Origin of the sequence: Huaxiibacter chinensis (assembly GCF_022171985.1) — a bacterium.
GTDB classification, from domain to species: Bacteria; Pseudomonadota; Gammaproteobacteria; order Enterobacterales; family Enterobacteriaceae; genus Enterobacter; species Enterobacter chinensis_A.
In genome coordinates this window covers 1-23843 of record NZ_JAJVHF010000014.1, presented here as the reverse complement: position 1 = coordinate 23843, position 23843 = coordinate 1, and the positions used below count along the sequence as shown (strand labels likewise).

16 protein-coding genes and 1 rRNA gene are annotated in these 23843 nt (G+C 54.5%); 4 read left to right on the top strand and 13 right to left on the bottom strand.

Translation table 11 applies throughout. The annotated features are described in order from the left end of the window. Window positions 1-52: 52 nt before the first annotated feature. Entirely contained in the window at window positions 53-826 is a 774-nt protein-coding gene (pdeH, locus tag LZP96_RS20550) for a cyclic-guanylate-specific phosphodiesterase (protein ID WP_258926308.1), read from the bottom strand. 231 nt (window positions 827-1057) lie between these two features. Between pdeH and kdgK the strand changes: the two genes are divergently transcribed. Next, window positions 1058-1987, top strand: a complete 930-nt coding sequence (gene kdgK / locus LZP96_RS20545) for a 2-dehydro-3-deoxygluconokinase (RefSeq protein WP_258926307.1) — start codon at window positions 1058-1060, stop codon at window positions 1985-1987. A gap of 56 nt (window positions 1988-2043) precedes the next feature. Here the strand turns inward: kdgK and LZP96_RS20540 are convergent, their stop codons facing one another. The 9 genes from LZP96_RS20540 to bcsR form a co-directional block, all read right to left on the bottom strand. Beyond that, the gene (locus LZP96_RS20540) at window positions 2044-3537 is read right to left on the bottom strand and encodes a M16 family metallopeptidase (protein WP_258926306.1); all 1494 of its coding nucleotides are present in this window, start codon (window positions 3535-3537) and stop codon (window positions 2044-2046) included. Window positions 3538-3762: 225 nt separating this feature from the next. Continuing rightward, window positions 3763-5049 carry a dicarboxylate/amino acid:cation symporter gene (locus tag LZP96_RS20535; RefSeq protein WP_064327858.1) on the bottom strand — a complete coding sequence of 429 codons (1287 nt, stop codon included), beginning with the start codon at window positions 5047-5049 and terminating at the stop codon, window positions 3763-3765. 159 nt (window positions 5050-5208) lie between these two features. Beyond that, the gene (gene hmsP / locus LZP96_RS20530; RefSeq protein WP_064327859.1) at window positions 5209-7215 is read right to left on the bottom strand and encodes a biofilm formation regulator HmsP; all 2007 of its coding nucleotides are present in this window, start codon (window positions 7213-7215) and stop codon (window positions 5209-5211) included. Between the two features lie 119 nt (window positions 7216-7334). Continuing rightward, window positions 7335-10832: a cellulose synthase complex outer membrane protein BcsC gene (gene bcsC, locus LZP96_RS20525; RefSeq protein ID WP_258926305.1), complete on the bottom strand. Its 3498-nt coding sequence runs from the start codon at window positions 10830-10832 to the stop codon at window positions 7335-7337. Next, window positions 10814-11920, bottom strand: coding sequence for a cellulose synthase complex periplasmic endoglucanase BcsZ (gene bcsZ / locus LZP96_RS20520; RefSeq protein WP_258926304.1), 1107 nt, complete (start codon window positions 11918-11920; stop codon window positions 10814-10816). Before bcsZ ends, bcsC begins: the two co-directional genes overlap by 19 nt. A gap of 6 nt (window positions 11921-11926) precedes the next feature. Then, complete coding sequence (gene bcsB / locus LZP96_RS20515; RefSeq protein WP_258926303.1) at window positions 11927-14347, bottom strand: cellulose biosynthesis cyclic di-GMP-binding regulatory protein BcsB; 2421 nt, start codon at window positions 14345-14347, stop codon at window positions 11927-11929. A 10-nt stretch (window positions 14348-14357) separates the two neighbouring features. Further along, window positions 14358-16976 carry a UDP-forming cellulose synthase catalytic subunit gene (gene bcsA, locus LZP96_RS20510; protein ID WP_258926302.1) on the bottom strand — a complete coding sequence of 873 codons (2619 nt, stop codon included), beginning with the start codon at window positions 16974-16976 and terminating at the stop codon, window positions 14358-14360. Then, complete coding sequence (gene bcsQ, locus LZP96_RS20505) at window positions 16973-17725, bottom strand: cellulose biosynthesis protein BcsQ (protein WP_258926301.1); 753 nt, start codon at window positions 17723-17725, stop codon at window positions 16973-16975. The genes bcsA and bcsQ overlap by 4 nt, the downstream gene beginning before the upstream one ends. Before the next feature lie 11 nt (window positions 17726-17736). After that, complete coding sequence (gene bcsR, locus LZP96_RS20500; protein ID WP_064327865.1) at window positions 17737-17925, bottom strand: cellulose biosynthesis protein BcsR; 189 nt, start codon at window positions 17923-17925, stop codon at window positions 17737-17739. Window positions 17926-18101: 176 nt separating this feature from the next. Between bcsR and bcsE the strand changes: the two genes are divergently transcribed. Genes bcsE through bcsG form a run of 3 tightly spaced genes read left to right on the top strand, consistent with a single transcriptional unit; the run spans window position 18102 to window position 21519 of the window. Further along, window positions 18102-19664, top strand: coding sequence for a cellulose biosynthesis c-di-GMP-binding protein BcsE (gene bcsE, locus LZP96_RS20495; protein ID WP_258926300.1), 1563 nt, complete (start codon window positions 18102-18104; stop codon window positions 19662-19664). After that, a complete protein-coding gene (bcsF, locus tag LZP96_RS20490; RefSeq protein WP_064327867.1) occupies window positions 19661-19852 on the top strand; it encodes a cellulose biosynthesis protein BcsF in 192 nt (63 codons plus the stop codon). Before bcsE ends, bcsF begins: the two co-directional genes overlap by 4 nt. After that, on the top strand, window positions 19849-21519 hold the full coding sequence (gene bcsG, locus LZP96_RS20485; RefSeq protein ID WP_064327868.1) for a cellulose biosynthesis protein BcsG: 1671 nt from the start codon (window positions 19849-19851) through the stop codon (window positions 21517-21519). Before bcsF ends, bcsG begins: the two co-directional genes overlap by 4 nt. A 105-nt stretch (window positions 21520-21624) precedes the next feature. On the opposite strand, the gene birA is transcribed toward bcsG, so the two are convergent. From birA to rrf, 3 genes are all read right to left on the bottom strand, one after another. Further along, on the bottom strand, window positions 21625-22587 hold the full coding sequence (gene birA, locus LZP96_RS20480) for a bifunctional biotin--[acetyl-CoA-carboxylase] ligase/biotin operon repressor BirA (RefSeq protein WP_064327869.1): 963 nt from the start codon (window positions 22585-22587) through the stop codon (window positions 21625-21627). Next, a complete protein-coding gene (murB, locus tag LZP96_RS20475; protein ID WP_064327870.1) occupies window positions 22584-23612 on the bottom strand; it encodes a UDP-N-acetylmuramate dehydrogenase in 1029 nt (342 codons plus the stop codon). Before murB ends, birA begins: the two co-directional genes overlap by 4 nt. Window positions 23613-23746: 134 nt before the next feature. After that, window positions 23747-23843 (bottom strand): 5S ribosomal RNA (rrf, locus tag LZP96_RS20470); the annotation flags it as partial.

Genomic DNA, 23843 nt, shown 5'->3' with positions numbered 1-23843 from the left:
TTATTACCTTGCCTTTCATGAATATAGTTCAGACAAGGAGAATCGGCAGGCTCTAGAGCGTGATTATGACGCTTTCAAGCGTCTCCATCGGGACCGGTCGGGAAAGAAAATAGCCTTGCGCGGCGGCGGCAGGGGACTGTTGCACATCACGCCACTCTTCCAGGGTTTCGACGCCTTCAACGATGACCCCCTTGCAGTAGCGGTTCATCAGCTGTAATAACAGCGTAAACAGATTGCGGCCTTCAGAGGTTTGACGCAGCATGATGAAGAGATCGCGCGCGACTTTGATGTAGTCGTATTGCACTTCACTCAGCGCGGAGAAATTGGCCATTCCCGTGCCAAAGTCATCCAGCCAGAGCGGACCAAATTCACACATCGTGGCAAAGGAGGAGTCCTGCGGCAGCCGTACGTGTTCGACCAGTTCAAAACGCATCCAGGGCAGCGAGGCAACCAGATCCAGAAGAGACGGGTTCTGGCGTAACGCAAGCAGCGTTGGGCCGTCGACGTTTACCGAAGCCAGGATGTCATGCTGTCTGAAGAAGGCGGCGTAGGTAGAAAGCATTTTAAGCTGCTCTTCCAGCACATCCAGACGCTGGCGCACGCTCACTTCTGCAAAATAGCGATCGGGAGCAATACGTTGTCCGGGGTTTGATGGGTGCGTTACGACGGTCAGAATTTCGACAGCCATCAGTCTTCCATCGATACGGTAGATGGGCTGATAAGTATAAGCACGCTCACATTGCAGCCAATAGCGATGCTCCTGCAAGCATTCAATACTTGCTTCAGGAGTGGTGCTTAGCCGCTGGATAACCTGCTCTGACTTCATTTCAGATGCCCTGTTGAAAAGAGATGACCTGTCTGGACTCGTCAAAGAGTTATCGGCGCACCAGGTGAGAACTTTATGTTCAGTTGAATTTGAAAATGAAATTAAGATGACAGAATCTTTCCGGAACACGCGCTGGCTCAAAAAAATTTCTGGAACGTCGTTTTAATATAGTTGACCACAAATTTCTCCCAGCGCACACTTACGTTAATTTATCTGTTCAGGTTCACGACTATGTCTAAGAAAATTGCCGTGATAGGCGAATGCATGATTGAGCTGTCACAAAAAGGCGCGGAAGTGAGCCGCGGCTTTGGTGGCGACACGTTAAACACGTCCGTTTATATTGCCCGTCAGGTGGCTCCTGAAGCGCTGACGGTGAACTACGTTACCGCTCTGGGGACCGACAGCTTCAGTCAACAGATGCTGGATGCCTGGAAGGCAGAGAACGTGAACACCGCATTGATTCAACAGATGGAAAACCGTCTGCCGGGTCTCTACTACATCGAAACCGATAGCACGGGTGAGCGGACGTTTTACTACTGGCGTAACGAAGCGGCGGCGAAGTTCTGGCTGGAAAGCGACAGTGCGGCGGCAATCTGTGAAGAGCTGGCAACGTTCGACTATCTGTATCTGAGCGGCATTAGCCTGGCGATTCTTAGCCCTTCCAGCCGCGAGAAATTACTCTCTCTGCTGCATGAGTGCCGCGCCAATGGCGGTAAAGTGATTTTCGATAATAACTACCGCCCACGTCTGTGGAGCAGCCGCGAAGAGACACAGCAGGTTTATCAGCAGATGCTGCAATGCACCGATATCGCGTTTTTAACCCTCGACGACGAAGATGCGCTGTGGGGCGAAAAACCGGTTGAAGAGGTGATTGCGCGTACGCATGACGCGGGCGTGACCGAAGTGGTCATTAAACGCGGGGCCGACTCTTGTCTGGTTGCCGTGAAGGGCGACGCGTTGATTGACGTGCCGGCTGTAAAACTGGCGAAAGAGAACGTAGTGGATACCACGGCAGCGGGTGATTCCTTCAGCGCAGGATATCTTGCAGTCCGTCTGACCGGTGGATCGCCGGTCGAGGCGGCTAAACGCGGGCATTTAACGGCCAGCACCGTTATCCAGTATCGCGGGGCGATCATTCCCCGCGAGGCAATGCCTGCTTAAGCTCTTACCTCACCCTGACCCTCTCCATACCGGAGAGGGTTCACATGAGGCGTGTCTTACTGCCCTTGTGGAATATCCGATGCATCCTGATGCAGATCGTCCGTCACTGCGGGCTGTGACGCCTGTGAATCCGGCGTCATGATCCCATTCCAGGTAGCCTGCAGGTCTTTCATGTTGTATTCCGGCTCACCTTTCGGCTGAAGCAGAATCAGGGCCATATCCTGAGAAAGCTGCTGACGTAAATCCTGATTAATGGATTCCACGGTGAGACCATTCAGGAAATCCTGGCGTAGCTTCTGATACTGCTCTGGCGCGATGTCCACCACCTGGTTTTGCAGGGAGCGGATGCGCTGGCTGATCAAGATATCCGTGTCGGTACGGGCATAGGTGGCGAACAGCTTTTGCAGCTCAAGATTTTTCTGCGCCACCAGCGCGTCAAACTCTTCTTTTGCTAACCCCTCTTTGCGCACTTTCAGCAGCTCTTTCGCCACGAGACTCAGATTGGTGTTCAGCTTGTCGGTAGGAGATTCAACGTTGATTGCGCATTGCGCACGCTGGAACAGCACCCGGCAATCAAAGCCGATGCCAATGTCCTTCGCGTTGGATTTGCTCAAGGTTTGCTGAACGTGCCAGAAGAGCGCTTCGCGCGCCAGATCGGCACGCCAGTAGCGCAGGAGCGCCGCAGATTCACGGATCGGCTGCCATGGGGTATCCCACATCAGCGACAGACGATCCTGGCGCACGGTATCGGTCATAATGCTGACCGGCTCAGGGCGCAGCGGAGAGAGCGTAGGCACCGGCGCAGGGACTTCGCGTTTCCCTTTCATCTCGCCAAAGGTTTTGTTGATTTGTTCGATGACGTTACGGCTGTCAACGTTACCCACCACAATCAGCGTCATGGCATCCGGGGTATACCATTTCTGATAGAACGACTTCAGCTGTTCAATATCAACAGGCTGCTTTAACGGCTCTGCCGGGTCGTGGCCCAGCATCGTGGAACCTTTCAGACGATAGCGCCACCAGCCCTCTTTCGTATCCGCAGGCCAGGTTGCCACCATATCGCTATTGCTCAGCGCGTAGTTCACCGTTTCTGGCGTGATCGCGACTTTTCCTGCCGTATCGCCAAGCCAGGTCAACGCCTCTTTAAGCAGGTCGTTGCGGTTGTTAGGCAGGCTGAGATTAAACATGGTGTAGTCATAAGAGACAACGGCAGGTGGAAGGGGACGTTTCGGGTCAATACCCTGCTGCCACAGTGAACGCACCTGTACCGCTTGCAGACTGCCGCTCTGGTTGAGCGCCAGTCGAGGAATAAAATGGCTCATCCCGCTTTGCTGCGTGCTTTCAGTGAGGGAACCGGTATTGATAGAAAGTCGGATTTCAACGCGATCGCTGGGACGCTGCGGCGTGGCTAAAACCTGCCACTGGAATCCATTTGCCAGAGTCCCTTGTTGCCAGGCCGGGTCGGGCTGGAGCGCATCTGCCTGCACATAACTGGCTGCTGCCATCATCAGCAAACCGCCGGTTAAGAGTCGAATTTTTGTGCCCTGCATGTGAACCCCTGATCAACATTCCTGGTTAATTAAGAGTGTCTCAGGATACCGAGCACTCTAAAGATGACGTGTAAAACACTTCGATTAGACCGCGAGTTAGGTAAAACGTCACGGCAAGAAGTGAAATATACCCGAAAAAATCTTGTCACTTTATGTCAGGTATGAGGGGGTATTATGCGCAGCAGCCCGTCCTCCCACAAGGGAGGACGGGTATAAGTGTTGATTTTATGAGGACATTCCCTGCGTTTTGCTCTCTGGGACACGGTTATTCAGCGTGTCATCCAGCTTTTTGTGATCCAGCTCTTTCACCCATTTTGCCACCACCACGGTAGCCACACCGTTACCGACCAGGTTGGTCAGCGCACGCGCTTCAGACATAAAGCGGTCAATGCCCAGAATCAGTGCCAGACCTGCCACCGGTAAATGACCCACCGCAGAGATCGTTGCCGCCAGCACGATAAAGCCGCTTCCCGTCACCCCTGCAGCCCCTTTCGATGACAGCAGCAGCACCACCAACAGCGTGATCTGGTGGAAAATATCCATATGGCTGTTCGTCGCCTGCGCAATAAACACCGCGGCCATGGTGAGGTAGATCGACGTGCCGTCCAGGTTAAACGAATACCCGGTCGGGATGACCAGCCCGACCACCGATTTACGGCAGCCCAGCTTCTCCATTTTATCGAGCATGCGTGGCAGCGCGGATTCCGAGGAGGAGGTCCCCAGCACAATCAGCAGCTCTTCACGGATATAACGGATAAATTTGAAAATACTGAATCCGGTCGCTCGCGCAATGGAGCCGAGCACCACCACCACGAACAGAATACAGGTGATATAGAAGCAGATAATCAACTGGCCCAGCTGAATCAGCGTCCCGACGCCATATTTACCGATGGTAAAGGCCATCGCGCCAAATGCGCCAATGGGCGCCAGACGCATGATCATATTGATAATGCCGAAGATGACCTGCGAGAAGCTCTCAATGACGTTAAAAATAAGCTGCCCTTTGCTGCCCAGACGATGCAGGGCGAAACCAAACATCACCGCAAACAGCAAGACCTGAAGGATATTGCCGCTGGCAAAAGCCCCGATGACGCTACCCGGAATAATATCCAGCAGGAAGCCGACTACGCCCTGATCTTTTGCCTGCTCGGCGTAAATCGCCACTGCTTTTGCATCCAGCGTTGCGGGATCGACGTTCATCCCCGCGCCGGGCTGCACCACGTTCACAATGATAAGGCCGATAATCAGCGCGATGGTACTGACCACTTCGAAATAGAGCAGTGCGACGGCACCAGTACGCCCGACCGCTTTCATGCTCTCCATGCCTGCAATGCCGGTCACCACCGTACAGAATATGACCGGTGCAATCACCATCTTAATAAGCTTAACGAAGGCGTCGCCAAGCGGTTTCATCTGCGCGCCGAGTTCAGGGTAGAAATGGCCCAGTAAAATACCGACCGCAATCGCTGTCAGGACCTGAAAGTAGAGGCTTTTGAAGAATGAGGTTTTCATAGGGTGTCCTTGGGAAGAAAAACCACAGGCATAGTAAGGTTATGTTTCACCTGCGGCTTTAAAATAACACCCGTAAAACAGGACAGAAATAAACTCGGATCAAATTTGAAACACAAATGTTAAGAAGTTTGAGCTGGCTCGCACAAGCCAGCAACAAAACTACGCTTTTTCGTGATGACGCGCGTCGGTGAGATAGCGCTGTTCAAACTGATCTGAAGGGACTGCACGCGCAAACAGGAAACCTTGACCGATTTCCACGCCCGCCTCCGCCAGCCAGTCGCGTTGCGTATCGGTCTCGATACCCTCTGCGATGATCGTCAGGTTGAGGCTACGCGCCATCTGAATAATAGCCTGCACCAGGCTGCTGTCCTCGGGGAGGCCGTCAACAAAGGTCTTGTCGATTTTTAACACGTCGACAGGCAGCGTTTTCATGTGCTGAAGCTGACGCAACCCGGCATAGCCCATGCCAAAATCATCCAGCGCGATACGGATGCCTGCATTGCGCAGAGGCTTCAGAATGGCGACGGCTTCGTTAGGATCGTCAATTCGGCGGCTCTCCGTGATCTCAAGAATCAGCGTATCAGGCTTGATGCGGTAACGATTGATCAGCTCCAGCACCTCCGACACCATCGTTGGATGCATCAGTTGTAAAGCCGATAAATTCACCGACAGTGGCAGCGCGATCCCGCGTTCTTGCCATGCCGAAAGCAGGCGACAGGACTCTTCCAGCACCCAGTGTCCCACTGTGACCATTAATCCGCAGGATTCAATGTCATCGATGAGACCATCCGGCAGCTCCCAGGAACCATCCGGCTGTTGCACGCGCAGAAGCGCCTCGGCGCTCTCGACGCGCCCGGTTAACAGGCTCACCTGCGGCTGTAGCCAGATAGCGAAGTGGTTATTGTCCAGCGCGGTGAGGATATCGCTCTCCTGCGTCAGGCGCTGCTGCGCTTTCTCCATCTGCTCCGGTTCAAAGAACTGGATCTGGTTTTTGCCTTTGCGTCTGGCAGAGAACGCGGCCGAGAAGGCACGCCGGTAGAGTTGCTCCGCCGTGAGGTCGCCGTAATACATGGCGATACCAATGCTAGCGCTGGGGCGAAGCTGAATCCCCTGAATCGGTAAACGCTCATTAATGACAGTGAGCACTTGCTGACCTAACGTAATGGCATGCCACGGCTCTTTGACCCCGTGCGCCAGAATCACAAAGTCATAACCGCTAACCTGCGTCAGGCTCATGCGCGGGGCCAGCACCGATTTAATTTTTTCCACCAGCGTTAACAGCAGCATTTCACGCTGGCTCTCTTTCAACACCCCTGCGGTGTCCTGCAACGTTTCACAGGCGACAACCATTAACGCCGTGGTCTGCTGGCGCTCGACCGCCTGTTCCAGCATCGCCATCAGGAAAGCCTTATTCGGCAGTTCCGAGACCGGGAAGCGCGTAGCATGGCTGTTCAGCTCGTCATGCTGACGTAACAACCGCTGCTGATTGATGTTGTAGCTGCGCACCAGCATGCCAATTTCGTCGTCATGATGCAGCCGGGGCAGCGGAAGCTGATGCCCCACCTGATCCTGCGGGGATAAATCATTTAGCTCGCGGGCAATGCGCCGCAGCGGGTGAACAATAAGCCGATTGATACACCAGGTGAGCGCGACGGTGAGCATCAGCGTTAAAAGTAAGTAAGTAGTTACTAACGTTGAAATCCAGCTCATAACAAACTTATGCATGCGGTAAGAGTCCGCCTGCAGAACCAGATAAGCCAGGGGCTGCGGATTTGCGGGCCGCTCAAGCGAGTAAACCGGAAGAGAAATCTGCACCGGCAGTTCGAACAACCGCATGATCATCATGGGCACAGGGCGCTCTGGGATAAAGCTCATCCGCAGCGCCTGAAACTGATTGGGCAGGACAACGTCAGCCCGGCTGACAATGCCGGCAGGCTGTATACCCTGCAAGATGGTTTCGGCTTGTGGGATATCCCCTTTAAGAATGGCCGCAGAGAGCGGCCCTCGAACCGAACGGGCAATACTTTCCAGTTGCGAAGCCGTGTTGTAGCGATTCTGCTGCACGGAGTGGAACAGCAAAATAACGCAAAATATGAAAACAAACAGCATAGTGACGGCAGAAACCATCGCCATCTGTTTGATAGTTAAAGAACGGCTGACACGCAAATTGACTCTCCACAAAACCCGATGCGTAGGGTAACAAAACGTTACCCTACTGCCGCCAGAGTATACCCGATCGCAGAGATTTTAAGAGAGACTAAGGAATCTATTAAAGATAATTCTCATTACCAGTCTGCATACGGTGTGAGCGGTTGCGGAGGCAAATTCATATCGCCCTGCCAGCCCGCAGCGGAATAGCGCACATACATCAACGCATGACTCGGGGTATAGTCTTTCGCCTCCTGAATATCGACGCCTAATCCCACAAACCAGTTTGAGGTGATCCGGCGTTCAATAATGGCCCGGGCGGTATAACCTGTACCCGAAGAGCTGCTGCCCGTTTCCCTTTCGCGTTTATCGGAATACATCAGATCGTTATTACTGTCGTAGTTATCATCCGGGATTAGCCCCTGTTTCGGATAACGCAGGCCATCTTTGGTTTTTGAGTGTGACCAGGAGACCGACCCGCCTAACTCCCAGGACCAGTTCTCGGTGCGTTTACGCCAGGTAACCGGTAGCGCAAAGGAGACATATTCCTGAGGACTGTAATAGCCGCCTTGCCCCAGCGTATACGCGCTGAGATCTTTGTCGTAATGCCAGAGCATATTCGACACGCCTACGGTCAGGCGTTCGTTATTGTCATTAATCAGCTTGTAGTAGTAACCGGTCATCCAGCGGATACGCCAGTTATCTTCAACGTTTTTCCCTTCAAGGGCGTCGACATTCAGGCTGGACCACACGCCATGGGCTTCGCCTTTATCGTAGCTCACGCTCGCCCCGCCCCCCGTGGCGCGTACGCCGCCCCAGGTGGTGTCGGTGTTCGGGTCTTTTTGACCCGCGAACGCCAGCAAGGAGCTGGGGACAGGACGGCGGTGCGCGTTCAGGGTGTAACCCAGCGGGCCGATATCGCTGCTGTAACTGACTCCCCCAACCACATCCACCACGTCAAAGCCCATTGGCGTGGTGCCAATGTCCATGGACCATGTTTTGTTTTGCCAGCCAACCGCGACGCTGGTGCCGTTCTGTTTCTGGCTGGTGCTCCCGCTGCACGGCGTTTCGTAGCAGGTCCCCCATTTCGGATCGTAGGTTCCGCCATCGGTATCAAACGAACCGGCATCCATATTGACGTTATCGCTTCGGAAGAACATTCGTCCGTCCGCCAGAGGCGCATCCACCTGCAGCATGGTCGTTTGCGCTTTCAGGTCTGAATAGCCGCCCGTTCCGCTGGACCCCCAGTAGTCGTATTGCAGCGTAACGTTCACATCCTGCTGTTGATACAGTTCCCCCGCGTCGCTGCGCACGCCGCGCTTCAGCCAGTCGTCGTTTTTGTCGTTACGCGTCAGACGGGTAAAGCTGTCGTTATCGGCAGGCCGTGTGGTCGTCACGCCGGAAGCAACCATCGCGTCTTTGTAGGTTTCCAGCGCCTGCTGCGGCTGACCACTGGCGGCCTGGAATCGGGCCGCATCGCGCAGGACTAGCGCGCTGTCCATCGATGGCGGCTGCGCTTTGGCCTGCGGGACAAGCGTATTGAAGGTTTGCTGTGCCGCAGCGGTATCCCCCAGGGATGCCTGTGCCAGCGCCACCCGACGCTGCAGATTGACCGACGGAGGCTCGCCGTTCTGGCTGGCGGGCAGTTTCGCCAGCTGTGCCCGGGCCGCGTCTTTATCGCCCTGGGCAAGGTAGACTTCCGTCAGGCCAAGGATGGCATCCGTATTGGTTGGCTCGCGCTGTAACACGGTGTTATAGGCCGACGTCGCGGCGGTGTTATCGCCCCGCTGCTGCGCCCAGTCGGCCAGCGTTAAATCAATACGCGTCGAGGTCGGCTGCTGGCGTAAAAGCGTTTCCGCTTCAGCCTCTTTACCGCTGTCACGCAGGCGGTTGGCCGTTTCCAGCACCTGGTTGCTTTGCAGGCGATCGGCCAGTTCCTGAATATTGCTGTTCCACTTTTCCCGCGGCAGCGCGTTGAGATGCGCCAGAGCGGCGCGATCCTGATCGTTACCGGAAAGGTATAGCGCGTTGGCGTAGACCTGTTCCGGATCGCCCGGTTTCTGATTCGCCAGCTGCCGCATTTGCGTGTCGGCCTGACTGCGCTGACCGGCGCTGTAAAGATCGCGTGACAGTCGATAGGTGATCCAGACGTTGCCCGGATCGAGAGCCAGACGACGGCGCTGTATTTCTGCCGCCTGCCCGTAATGACCCTGGTTCTCAAGCTGTTCGGCCTGTTGAGCCAGTTTTTCGTTGTTCAGACTGCGTTCGATATCGTCAATGCTACGGCGCTGGCTGGCCGGGAGCGACTGAATAAACTGGTCCGCTTTTTCCGGCGATTCGGCGCGATAAATATTGGCAAGGCCGCGCACCGCGTTGCTGTTGCCGCTGTCCATTCGCAGGGCCTGACGGTAGTAGCGCTCGGCGGCAGCATTGTCCTTACGGGCAACCGCGGCATCGCCTAAACCTAACACCGCATAGCTGTCCGTATTATCCGTACTGCGCGCCTGCTGATAATAGCGTTCTGCCTGCGCGACGTTATTTGCCTTAAGAGCCGCGTCACCCTGCTGAATCAACAGCCAGTAACGGTTGACCTTAAGCAGGCTGTCCCATTTGCCCCGGTTATCGCTTTGCGGATCAAGGGCTATCGCTTTTTCGAGCTGGGCCACGGCGCGGGCGCGATCGCCGCGCTGAGAGTACGCCTGCCCGAGTGCGCCGACGGCTTCGCTGTCAGCATGGTTGGCGCTCACCGCTTTTTGCAGTTCGGCGACGGCTTTTCCTCCCTGCCCGGCTTCCACGGCAGCCAGCCCTTCGGCTTTGGCCCGGAAGGCCGGATCGGCCAGTTGCTTTTGCTGCTCATCCAGTTTTGCCCGCGCGGCGGTGACGCTGTCGCCTGCGCTAAAGAGCTGTAAATACTCCTGTAAGGCCTTCACGCTCGCCGCGCTCACCGGCAGCTCGCTGATTTGCCGATACCAGAGATCGGAAGCCGCTTCACGCCCGGCATTGGCGTTCGCCATCTGTTTCAGTACGGCGAACCCTTCATCACGGCGGCCACTTTCAAAGAGCAGTTGCGCCAGCGAATTTTGCAGCTGCGTATCGCCAGGATTTGAAGCGTTTATCTTTTGAAGTTGATTGATGGCGTCGCTACGGCGGGCAGGAATTTTGGCCGCAACGGTCCAGTATTCGGCGGCAATATCACCCTCTGGCGGATTCCCGCCAAAAATTTTGTCGTAAGCGTCGAGGGCTTCCTGCGCGTGGCCCGTCGTGGCTAACAGACGAGCCTGCTGCAAGGCCTGTCGTCCATCCGGCGTTGAGAGCAGCTGGGTATTGCGGGACGATTTATAGGCGGTGGAGCTGGGGGCCATGCTCTTCAGGCGATCCAGCTCTTTTTGCGCACCGGCATTATCGCCCTGGCGCAAAAGATAACGAAAACGGGCGGCAATCACGTCCGGGTTATTCGGATCGATTAATTCAAGACGGTAGAGTGACTGGCGCACCAGGTCTTCACGGTGCGTTGATTCGCCCAGGCGAACCTGATCCAGAAGCTGTTGCTGCTGCGGTGAATTGGCCGCGTAGGCCAGCGGCATCAGCGTCAGGCCGAGCGATAAACTAAGTAAGCTTAATGAGAACTTGCGCATTCCTGGCCCCAGTCAGGGTGTAACTCACCCTTGGCGGTGAAACGAAAACGGTGCTGATCCCATCCTTGTCCGAACAGAGTCAGTACATAACTGTAGTAGGCGTCATTACCGGGAAAATGGTCGGCGACGCGCTGACGCTGAACCGCTTGTTCATCACGATTTTGCAGGAAAGGCAGCAGGGAGGCCGAGAAGCCCACCGGGCCATTATCCGTGGTCTTGCCGCTGATAATATCGATCTTTTCAGGCGGCAAACCTGTTTTAGCGGTTATCGTCGCCATCGGCTTAAAGCGTGCCAGAAGACGGGCTTTCTGAGGATCCTGGTCGTGCATCATCCCCACCCACAGATAGACACGAATCGCATCATAGCTGCCGATAAGTTTTTTCTCCGGCTTCAGTTGCCAGCCTTTTTTAAGCTGATACTCCACCCAGTTGGGAGAAAACCCTTTTGGTGCGGTTTCAAGCAACAGACGCAAATTGGTTTCGCGCAGCGTGGTCCAGGGCGCGCCGAAGCGGGTGAAGTAGCTCGCCAGCTGCGGCGGCAAATAGCTTGGATTAAAGCGCCACGCGTTCTTTTCAGCAAACCCCACTTTACCCGGCAAAAGCATGAACCCTAATCCCGGTACCTTAACCACTTCTTCGCTGGCAATCCGTTTCAGCAGGCCTTGACCCATATCGGTATAGGCGGGCGTCTTCCACAGGCGCCCCGCTTCAAGCAGAGTCCAGGCGATCCAGATATCCGCATCCGACGCGGAATTGGTATCGATCACCGCCCAGGTATCAGCATCCTTTTTCCCCCATAACCAGGCTGGCAGGTGTTGACGTAAATCTCCCTGGGCAAGGTTATTGTTCGTCCAGTTCAACAACCGATCGAACATCGGGCGGTCGTTCGCTGCGAGGGCAAAAAAGAGCGCGTAGCTTTGCCCCTCGGAGGTACTGATCTTGCGCGCATCGCTCGGATCGATGACCCGTCCGCCCTCGCTGATGTAGTCCTGTTTAAACTGCTCCCATGAAGGCCACGAGCAGGCGGCGCGAACATTTGCCGCCGCCAGTATTAATGTGGCCATCACGCACCAACGTAAGGCGTTCATTCGCAGTTACTCATCGTCCGAATGAAGGCGACGACGGCTGATAATGCGCAGCAGACGCCACATCACCCAGGCCAGTAGGACAACGCTTATCGCAGCAAATATCGCCAGCAGCACAGGATGGTTTGCCAGTGCATACCACATGCGCTCGAACCACGGCAGGTGGCCTACATAGTAAACATCACCTACGCGCAGGCTGTTAACGCCGGATTCACGAATCACCGACACCGAGCCGAACATCGCCGCCCGTTTGCCGCTGTCGTTCATCGCGTTGTTAAGCAGTTCGTAACCACGCGGGCTGTCGGCTAACAGCGCAATAACGCTTCGCTGGTCATTGTACGGAGACTGGAAGCCGACAATGGCTGCCATCGGACCGCTGGAGTTCACGCGGGTTTTAACGGTCGCCTCACGGTCAATTTTATCCGGCATGATGCTGGGGAAATCCGACTGGCGCAGCGGGGTATTAACCCAGGACTCGGTCGCCTGAACCAGCAGATCGATGCGTTTATCATCTTTCAATTTATCCGGAATCGTTCCGATCACCATAATGTCGGCGTCTTTATCCTGAATCTTGCTGCCATCGTCGGTTAACGTTACGTTAACAGCCGGTAAGCCAGTTTGCCCGCCGACCGACGCCATAGCATCCAGCAGCGTGGAGACCTGCCCTTCGTTCGGGGTTTTTGGCATCACGACTATGGTTTCAGACAGGTCGGCCATGCGGCTGAACGGGAAGCTGGCATTGGCAAAGGCCCGCAAGTCTGGCATCGCGAGGAAGTGATAATATTTTGAGAAGTCGATCGTGGAATCATCACCGATGACCACATGATTCTGCACCGGCTGGAAGGTAATACAGTTATCCACCGATCCACCCGGCATCGGGTTCATATACTGGAAATCGAAACGCAGCTGATTCACCGCGCCCAGCTTCAGCGCCGGAATAGAGACATCGGTTTTACCATCCAGCAGCCCCTGCAACACCGGCAAACGGAGCAGCAGTTTATTGGTATCCAGCGTGCTGGTCAGCGGCCAGGATTGCAGGAACTGGTTGTTCAGGCTGATATCCATACGCGAGCTGTCTTTTGTCGGCGGCGCGGTATAGCGATAGTTCAGATCGAGATCGATGCCATTACTGCGCAGCAAATAAAGATCCGGCGGCAGGTTCAGCGACAGATTGATCGCCGATGGCTCCAGGCCGGTTGATTGCAACTGCTCTTCATAAGTTTTCAGCTCACCGAAGGTCACAGGACGATCGGTCCGGATCCAGTTTGGCGCATCGTACGGTTTGCGTGCCAGCAACGGTTTTACCTCACCAATGGTGACGCTATTCCCGCGGAAGAGGACATTCCCCTGGGCAATCCCCTTCGCGGCCTGGACCAGATCGTTATCATCACGACCAAAGACCACCAGCAATTTCACGTAAGGTTTATCCGGGTGGCTGATCATCTCCACGGTAGGTGCTTTCACAGCCGGATGATCGCGCAGGAAGGACGGGCGCTTTTCGTTCGTCGCAAAGACGATGGCATTTTGATCCGGCAGCTTATCGAACATGACCGGGAAACTCTGCCCACGCCAGCCCGAACGGGAACCAAACCAGGACGCCACAATGGTCGCGGCCTGTTGTTGAGTGATGTCAGGCGAACCTGCGAAGACCATCGGCAGGTTTAACGGACGGTTATCCCGCGGGTCGAAGAACGGGATCGGGAACGCGGAGAGATCGTTTTTCACCGATAACGTCTGGTAGGTCATATTCAGGGAGCTATTACGCCCGACATCCACCCACAGCGTGCTGCTGGCCGGGTTTTCACAGACATCGCGATAATGACCGACAAACTCCAGCCGCACGCGGTTAAAGTCGGTGATGAACAACGGGTTAATAGGCATCTGGGCCAGCGTTTTCTTGCCCAGTTGTTCTTTAGTGACCGGGAGTACGCCCATCAGTTCATCATTGAGATAAACCTTTAACTGCGACTGAACAGGTAACAACGAAGGTGACGGCGTATATTCCAGGTTAAGCACGGCATTCGACACCACTTCGTCGCTGCGCATACCAAACTCAACGCCGCCATTTGGGTTGATGCCGCGCAGCACCATGCTGCCCGGAGGCGGCGCAATTTGCGCAAAGCTGAGCTTCACGTCACGCGATGGCGCATTGTCTGCCACAATCGGGGCATTCGCGCCTTTCACGCCAGGCATCACCTGACCTACCTGCGCATCAGGCGGCAAGGTATTGCCGTCTACCGGTTGGTTTGGCACAACGTTTTCGGTTTGCGACGGCGCCGCGGTGACAACCGGATCGGTTGCTTGCGCCACGACAGGAACCGTTGGCGCAGGCGTTGCCGCCGTGTTTTCGGGCGCGGCATTGACCATCATGGAAGGTAGCGTACCCATTCCAACCGCCACAGCACATATCCAGGAAAGTTTTCTTTTCATCGCATTATCATCATTGTTGAGCCATAACCGGGTCCGGCTGTTGTTTTGCCTCATTGCGCTCAGGGCGACGAGGAATGAACGACACCACCCAGGAAACCAGCGAGGTAAGTGACCGGAAAATTATTTTCACTGACTGCGGAGCAAATTCTGCCAGGTGGCGATAGCCGCGGAATCCCAGTTTCAGAATATCCATCAGGCTTTCCAGAGGCTTATCTTCAGGGAAGCTATCCTGCCAGAGCGCCCAGGTATCCGCGCGAGCAAACGTACACTGCACAAAATCAATATGTTGCTTTTTGGTGAGCGGCATTAGCTGCAACCCAACCTCATTACCGGACACACGGACCACCTGCGTCGGGAATACATACTCTTGCTGACCACGTTTGAGCAACAAGTTAACTTTTTGGCCTTCCAGCACTTTTGCCGGACCGTTGATCTTGATGCCCAGCCCCCCGTCAGAGAAGTCCTGTACGGTACAGGAGAAGAGGTGTCCATCTTCGCGGGCGATGGCCGCAGGCATGGAGATCTCCACCCGGTGCGCCCGACGAACCTGTTTGCTTTCTACGGATACCGCCACGGCACCGCCAAGGATAATCAGGTTGTAGAAGACCCATGCAAGGCTGACAAATACGGTCAATATTTCGTTTTCCGGCCCGTAGAAGTAGCGCCAGATCCCCACCAGTACACCAACGAGGTTCAACAGAACCAGGAAGATGTAAGGACGCGAAATCACCCAGTCGACGTACTCCTCTTCAACCAGCCCCCCTTTCGCGGTGACGTTGAATTTGCCCTTATGCGGGTTAATCAGCGCCACCATCGTGGGCGGTGCGATATACCAGGCCAGCACGGTTTCATAAATTTCACTCCAGAAAGAGTGGCGATATTTGCCCTGAATCTTTGAGTTGGTCAGGCTGGCGTGGATCATGTGCGGCAGTACAAACAAGGCGATCATCAGGGCAGGAGCATAGATGATGTACGCATGCAGCAGCAGGAAGGCCAGCGGCGCGGTCAGGAAGATCAGCCGCGGGATACCCGACAAGAAGTGGAACATGGCATTGACGTAACAGAGGCGCTGCGCCAGCTTGAGTCCTTTACCGGTTAACGGATTATCGAGACGGAAAATTTGCACCATCCCGCGCGCCCAGCGGATACGTTGACCGATGTGCGCCGACAACGACTCCGTCGCCAGCCCCGCCGCCTGAGGAATGCGCATGTAGGCCGAGGTGTAGCCCCGACGGTGTAAACGCAGCGAGGTGTGCGCATCTTCCGTCACCGTTTCAACCGCAATACCGCCGATTTCATCCAGCGGTTTACGCCGAATGACCGCACAGGAGCCGCAGAAGAAAGTGGCATCCCACATGTCGTTCCCGTCCTGCACCAGGCCGTAGAACAGCGTGCCTTCGTTTGGCGTTTTACGGAAACGCCCGAGGTTACGTTCAAACGGATCGGGAGAGAAGAAGTGGTGCGGCGTTTGCATCATCGCCAGCTCTTTCTCTTTGAGGAACCAGCCCATGGTCATTTGCAGGAACGAGCGCGTAGGGACGTGGTCACAGTCGAAGATAGAGACAAACTCGCCGGTGGCATATTTCAGGGCGTTATTGATGTTCCCTGCTTTCGCGTGCTCGTGCGTGGTACGGGCGATATATTCCACCCCCACGCTTTGCGCAAACTGGCGGAACTCTTCGCGACCACCGTCATCGAGAAGCCAGATTTTAAGCTTGTCTTTCGGCCAGTCGATACCGAGTGAGGCGTAAATGGTGTTTTTCACCACGTTTAAATCTTCGTTATAGGTCGGGACAAAAATATCGACCGTCGGCCACTTCTCCGTATCTTTTGGCAGCGGCACGGGCTGGCGATTGAGCGGCCAGACGACCTGGAAATAGCCCAGTATCAACACGATCCACGCGTAGGTTTCCGCAAACAACAGCACCAGACCACACACCAGGCTTACCGGATCGTCCCAGTTTAGCGTGGAGGTGTAGCGCCACCAGATATAGCGGCAGGAGACGGTCAGCGAAAGAACGATCAGCATCAACGCGGAGAAACGCCCCGGAATACGGCGCACCAGCAGCGCCACGCCCCAGAGCAGCACCAGGAAAATGAACTGCGCCAGCGGGTTGAACGGCTGCGTAATGCAGACCAGCGCCAGAATCAGGGAGAAGACGATGATCACTCCGAGAATAAAACGGCGTAAGGCCGGGTGCAGATGCCCCAGCTCTTTCTGGTTTTCAAGATGCGTGGTTCGGTGGGTGACGCGTTCAGGCAGCGTGTCCAGCCACTGGTGATAGCGGCCGAGTAACTTCGTAAAATGACGGGAGCGCCGCTTGCGTGGCTCTGCTTGTTCCGGTTTACCCGAGGTCACCACCAGCCATAATGTTTGCAGCGCATAGCGAGCAGGGTCCAGGGGCCTTGGTCTGTCAGGATTAAGGTGTGGATAGAGCTGCTGTTGGCGTTCACGAATGCGCTGCCAGCGAGGATGTTCAAGCGGAATGAATGTCCAGGCCAGAATCATCCAGAAACAGCCCATCGCGGCACTGAAAGCAGACGCACCGTGAAGGCGATAGTTTCGATAGCGCTCGCCTAAGCGGGCGCTCACCGGTGGAATCAGGAGCCAGGAGGTCAGGCGACTCATGTCATGCTCCCGGTCGGCTCAGGCCGCCCGGTGTAGTGAAGCAGGCACCAGTTTGCCAGCGTCAGGATCTCTTCCGCGGCAAGTGAGTCACTGCGGTATTCACCCAGCGGCTGTTTCGACGCCAGGCATTCGGCGATAGCCTCATCGCGATGGATAACCATCGGCAATAACCGGCGCTGGCTTTGCAGCCAGACCTGATAGAGGTCGTCCTGAATCTGGCTGCCTATGCGCAGATCGTTGATTAATATATGTGTCCCGGCCGGAAGCGCCTGCTGATGCAAACGAATATGGCTGTTTGCATCGGGGTTAATGACGGTAAGCGTGTGGTCACACTTCTCGATAAACTGCCGCGTCAGCGGGGTGAACCCGGCCGGCAGATCGAGTAAAATCCACTGGTAATGGCTTTTTTCCTGCAGGAGCTGGAGTGCGTCGGCAAAATAGCCCAGCGTGCCATAGCGCGTATGCAGCGATTCGTACTCACCCGGCGTCAGTTGGCCGAAGGGCAGTAGATCGAGCTGAGAGGTATAGCGCTGCGCCGAATCACGCCAGTCCTGGCCATCAAGCAACGCACGCGCCCAGCCATCGCTGCAGTCATAATTCACATTGAATGACATGCGCAATAAATTATCGGGGCAGGTGTCGATCACCAACACGGACTCGCCCAGACACTGTAATGCCCAACCCAGTGCTGCTGTGAGGGAGGTTGTGCCTACACCACCACGAATGCCCTGTAATCCAAGTATGGCCATCAATGGCTCCCTTATTGTTGACGGGCAAATTCAGCTAATAATGGCCAGCGTTTTATAGCCGCGGCCAACTGTTCCCGCTGGGAAATATCGGTGTAATCTATTTCAGGCAAAGAAAATGCCTGGCTAAGCGCCACGAAATCGTTTTGGAATGTGTACCCCAGACTGGTATCAATGGGCGTACCGGGTTCGTTATTATGCATTTTAGTTTCATTCCTTTATAAAACTCAACGAACAAACAGATGTAGCAAGGCATCCTGCCCAGAAAAAAATCATTTATATGCTAAATCTGATGCGCTTTAATTTCAATGTTAGGTTTATTTCTGTGCTTTCGCTAGTAAACTGAGAGACAGGTGAATAAGACACAAAGAGGGACACCGTGAACCCCATATTTTCAATTGGCATTCAGTCATTATGGGATGAATTGCGTCACATGCCCGCCGGAGGTGTCTGGTGGATCAATGCCGATCGCAATGATGACGCAATAAGTCTGGTCAATCAAACCATTGCAGCACAAGCAAAGGATGCGCATGTCGCGGTGGTCAGTATGGGGGAAGACCCCAATGAAATCATCACGCTTTCTGATACCGCCGGGCCAGATAAAGTGCGCCTTTTTTCCATGCCAAACGAAAAAAGTGGTCTATACTCTTTGCCCCGCGATATTCAGTGCAGTATCGATCCTCGACATTATTTAGTGGTGCTTAAATGCGCAAATAATGCCTGGCAAAATATATCCTTTGAGGATCTTCGTAGTTGGCTGGAAAAAGTCAATAAATGGGCGCGGGTTCAAAAATGTACGCTGTTAGTGATTAGCCCTGGTATTAATAATGATAAACAGTTCTCATTTTTGATGAGTGAATATCGTTCGCTCTTTGGCCTGGCGAGCCTGCGTCACCAGGCTGAAGGACATCTGTTCGATATTGCGTTCTGGTGCAATGAAAAAGGGGTGAGTGCCCGGCAGCAAATCACGCTGAAACAGATTCACGGCGAGTGGCATGTTGCCCAGCAGGAAGAGATGATTGTTCAGCCGCGTAATGATGAAAAACGCATTTTGAGCAACGTTGCCATTCTGGAAGGCGCGCCCCCGCTCTCTGATTACTGGACACTGTTCGAAACGAACGAGTCCTTATTCAATGAGGCGCGCACCACCCAGGCGGCGACGATCGTTTTTTCACTGATGCAAAATAATCAGATCGAATCGATAGCCCGCCACATCCATACCTTACGCCGTCAGCGCGGAAGCGCGTTGAAAATCGTGGTGCGCGAAAACACGGCCAGCCTGCGCGCGACCGATGAGCGTCTGCTTCTGGGATGTGGTGCCAATATGGTGATCCCGTGGAACGCTCCGCTTTCCCGCTGCCTGACGCTTATCGAAAGCATTCAGGGCCAGCAGTTTAACCGCCATGTTCCTGAAGATATCTCCACCCTGCTCTCCATGACGCAGCCGATGAAGCTACGTGGTTTTCAGAAATGGGATACTTTCTGCGATGCCGTCGGCAATATGATGAGCAATACGCTCCTGCCAGAAAATGGCAAAGGCGTTATGGTCGCGCTGCGTCCGGTGCCGGGGATTCGTGTCGAGCAGGCGCTCACGCTCTGTCGCCCGAACCGTACCGGGGACATTATGACTATCGGCGATAACCGGCTGGTGTTGTTCCTCTCTTTCTGCCGCGTTAACGATCTCGATACGGCGTTGAACCATATCTTCCCGCTGCCGACAGGCGATATCTTTTCTAACAGGATGATTTGGTTCGAAGATAATCTGATTAGCGCCGAACTCGTGCAGATGCGGATGCTCGAACCACAAGAGTGGGGAAACCCCCTGCCGTTGGCGAACAACGCGAAACCTGTGCTCAACGCCACGCACGATGGTCATGTCTGGCGGCGGGTACCTGAGCCGCTTCGCCTGTTGCGGGATACAGAAGAGAGGGCATCGACATGAATCTTACCGATATCATTCAGCTAGTTATCGTGTGCGCGCTCATTTTCTTTCCACTTGGCTACTATGCTCGCCACTCTTTACGTCGTATCCGTGATACCACCAGATTGCTTTTTGCCAGGCCGCGCTACGTAAAATCAGCCGGAATACTGAAAAGGGCCAAAACACGTCAAGGCAACCCGAAAAAATGACTAATTCTCCTCATGCTGCTTCGCCTCTCTGGCAATACTGGCGCGGCCTTTCTGGCTGGAACTTCTATTTCCTGGTGAAATTTGGCCTGCTCTGGGCAGGTTATCTGAACTTCCACCCGCTGCTTAACCTGGTGTTCATGGCATTTCTGCTGATGCCGATCCCAAACCTTAAACTGCACCGTTTACGCCACTGGGTCGCGATTCCGATTGGTTTTGCCCTCTTCTGGCATGACACCTGGCTGCCGGGTCCGGAAAGTATTATGAGCCAGGGGTCACAGGTGGCGGGCTTTAGCGCAGCCTATATCCAGGATTTGATAGAGCGCTTTATCAACTGGCAGATGATCGGTGCGGTTTTCGTCCTGCTTGTGGCCTGGCTGTTTCTTTCGCAGTGGATCCGCGTGACGGTTTTCGTGGTCGCCATTCTGGTCTGGTTGAACGTACTGACCATTGCAGGGCCTTCTCTCTCTTTTTGGCCTGCAGATCAGACTACCACAACGGTGACAACCAGCGGGGCAAGCGCGGCGCCAACCGTAGCGAAAGCCGGTGACACTGCGGTGGTGGGAGATATTCCTGCACAAACCGCACCGCCGACAACCGCTAATCTGAGTAACTGGCTGAACAGTTTCTATAGCGCAGAAGAGAAACGCCAGACGAAATTCCCTGACGCGTTACCGGCCGATGCGCAACCCTTTGAGCTGTTGGTCATTAACATTTGCTCGCTGTCGTGGGCCGACGTCGAGGCCGCTGGTTTGATGTCGCATCCGCTGTGGTCTCACTTTGATATCTTATTCAAAGATTTCAATTCTGCGACCTCCTACAGCGGCCCGGCGGCGATTCGTCTGCTGCGCGCCAGTTGCGGGCAGCCCTCGCACAAAAACCTTTATCAGACTGCGGGAAATCAGTGTTACCTGTTTGATAACCTGGAAAAACTGGGCTTTAAACAGCACCTGATGTTAGGGCATAACGGTGTTTTTGGCGGCTTCCTGAAAGAAGTTCGCGAAAACGGTGGTATGCATGCCCCGTTGATGGATCAGACAGGCCTGCCTGTTCCGCTGTTAGGCTTTGATAATTCACCCGTCTATGACGATACGGCTGTGCTCCAGCGTTGGCTGCAGACGGTCAGCAAAGAAGGTGATACGCGCAGCGCTACGTTCTATAACACCCTGCCGCTTCACGACGGTAACCACTTCCCGGGTGTGAGCAAAACTGCGGATTACAAAGTACGTGCGCAGAAGCTCTTCGATGAACTGGATGCTTTCTTTACCGAGCTGGAGAAATCAGGTCGTAAAGTGATGCTGGTCGTTGTACCGGAACATGGCGGGGCGCTGAAAGGAGACAGAATGCAGGTTTCCGGCCTGCGTGACATCCCTAGCCCGTCGATTACTAATGTCCCAGCGGGGATCAAATTCTTTGGTTTGAAGGCTCCGCACCAGGGCGCACCGATTGAGATCGCTCAGCCAAGCAGCTATCTGGCGGTTTCCGAGCTGGTCGCCCGCGCGGTGGACGGTAAGCTGTTTGTTGAAGATAGCGTGAACTGGAATCAGCTCACCAGCGGCCTGCCGCAAACGGCTGAGGTCTCGGAGAACGCGAACGCGGTGGTGATTCAGTACCAGAATAAACCCTACGTTCGTTTGAATGGTGGTGACTGGGTGCCTTATCCACAGTAAGGGCTGCACCACAGGAATGAGGTTATGTGCAAACTGCGTAACCTCTTCCTGACGTCTTAATGAATCAGACCTCAAAACAAAAAAGGAGCCGCTGGCTCCTTTTTTTTATTCTGCGCTTCGTAGTGAAATTTCCCCACCAACCCAGGGCTTCACGATGCCATCTTGCTCCAGCAACAACGCCCCCTGGGCATCAATGCCACGGGAAGTGCCATAAATTTCTTTATCACCAATGATCAATTTAACCGGGCGATGAATAAAGTTATCCAGTTTTTCCCATCGTGACAGGAAGGGTAAAAGTCCTTCTTGCTCAAACTGCGTCAGTGAACTCCTAAGCGCTTTGATGAGGCGAATAGCAAGGTCGTTACGATCGATGCTGATGCCGGCTTCCTGAAGATTAATCCATGCCTGATTGACCACATCGGCCTGCACGTTACGCATCACCATGTTGATACCGGCACCAATTACGATTTGTGCGGCGTCACCGGTTTTACCTGTCAGTTCCACCAGGATGCCGGCAAGTTTTCGATCGTGCAGATAGAGATCGTTTGGCCATTTCACCCTGACGTGATCCGCCCCTAACGACTGGAGCACTTCAGCCATCACGATGCCGATAACCAGGCTCAGGCCCATAGCGGCTGCGGGCCCCTGTTCCAGACGCCAGAACATAGACAGATAAAGGTTTGCACCAAAAGGCGAGAACCATTTGCGACCACGACGGCCGCGGCCCGCCTGTTGATATTCCGCCACGCAGCTGTCCCCAGACTGCAGCTCTGGGATACGATCGAGCAAATACTGGTTGGTTGAATCGATCACCGGCAGAACGGTGACCTTTCCCTCATTCAGCTGGCTGCGGATCGCGTTTTCATCCAGCAGCTTGATCGGCTCAGGCAGACTGTAGCCCTTACCAGGCACGGTGAAAACATCGACGCCCCAGTCACGCAGCGTTTGAATATGCTTGTTGATTGCCGCCCTGCTCATGCCAAGACGCTCACCCAGCTGTTCGCCCGAGTGGAATTCACCGTCAGATAAAATGCCGATGAGCGTTAATGGAACAGTGTTGTCTTTCACGCAATAGTCTCCACGGCACTGACTTCACCGGTACGCCCGATAAAGCGGACTTCTGGCTCCAGCCAGACGTTAAATTTCTCGCCAACGCGCTGACGCACATAATGCGCAAGCTGCACGACATCGTCGCTGGTCGCAGCGTTTTCATTGATTAATACCAGCGCCTGCTGACGATGAACCGCCGCGCCGCCTTTCACCGCGCCTTTAAGCTGACACTGATCGATAAGCCATCCCGCAGCCAGTTTTACCGTGCCGTTTTCTTGCGGATAATGCGGGGCGTTTGGCCAGGCATTCAGCAGAATGTCTGCCGTTTCGCGGCTGATGACCGGGTTTTTGAAGAAACTTCCGGCATTTCCATTCACTTTAGGATCCGGAAGCTTCGTCATGCGCATATGGCAGACTGCATCAAATACCTGTACGGGCGTGACGGTTTCCGGATCGAGGCGGGTTAAATCACCATAGGTTAAAATGGGCTGCCAGCGTTTCGCCAGGCGCAAACCGACCGCGACAATAGCAAAACGATCCTGGTACTCATGTTTGAAGATGCTGTCACGATACCCAAACCGGCATTCTTCTGCCGTCAGGCGGCTGGCTTTTCCGGTTTCAAGTTCGATGCAATCAACGTATTCACAAACATGCTTCAACTCGATGCCATAGGCACCGATATTTTGAATAGGGGAGGATCCTGCACAGCCGGGGATAAGCGCCAGATTCTCCAGGCCTGCCATCCCTTTTTCAAGCGTGAACTGCACCAGATGGTGCCAGTTTTCACCTGCGCCCACATGTAAATGCCAGCTTTCATCCGATTCATGGATATCGATCCCCATGATACGGTTAACAATGACCGTTCCGGCAAAATCCTCAAGAAACAGGACGTTACTTCCTTCACCCAGAATCAAAACAGGCTGCTGGCTGGCTGTTGCGGATGTCCACGCATCGAGCAACTGCTGAGCAGAGTCGGCACGTACAATGTGACTGGCATTACGTTGTATGCCAAAGGTATTCCAGGGTTTTAGGGAGTGGTTCATGGACGCTATCCTGATGCAAAATCGCCGATAGTTTACCGTATATACGCTGGGATAGGTGATTAGTTTGTAGAAACGAGGAAAGGATAAAAACGCAAAAAGGCCATCCTTCCGGATGGCCTCTTCACTAAATTAATGCCTGGCAGTTCCCTACTCTCGCATGGGGAGACCCCACACTACCATCGGCGCTACGGCGTTTCACTTCTGAGTTCGGCATGGGGTCAGGTGGGACCA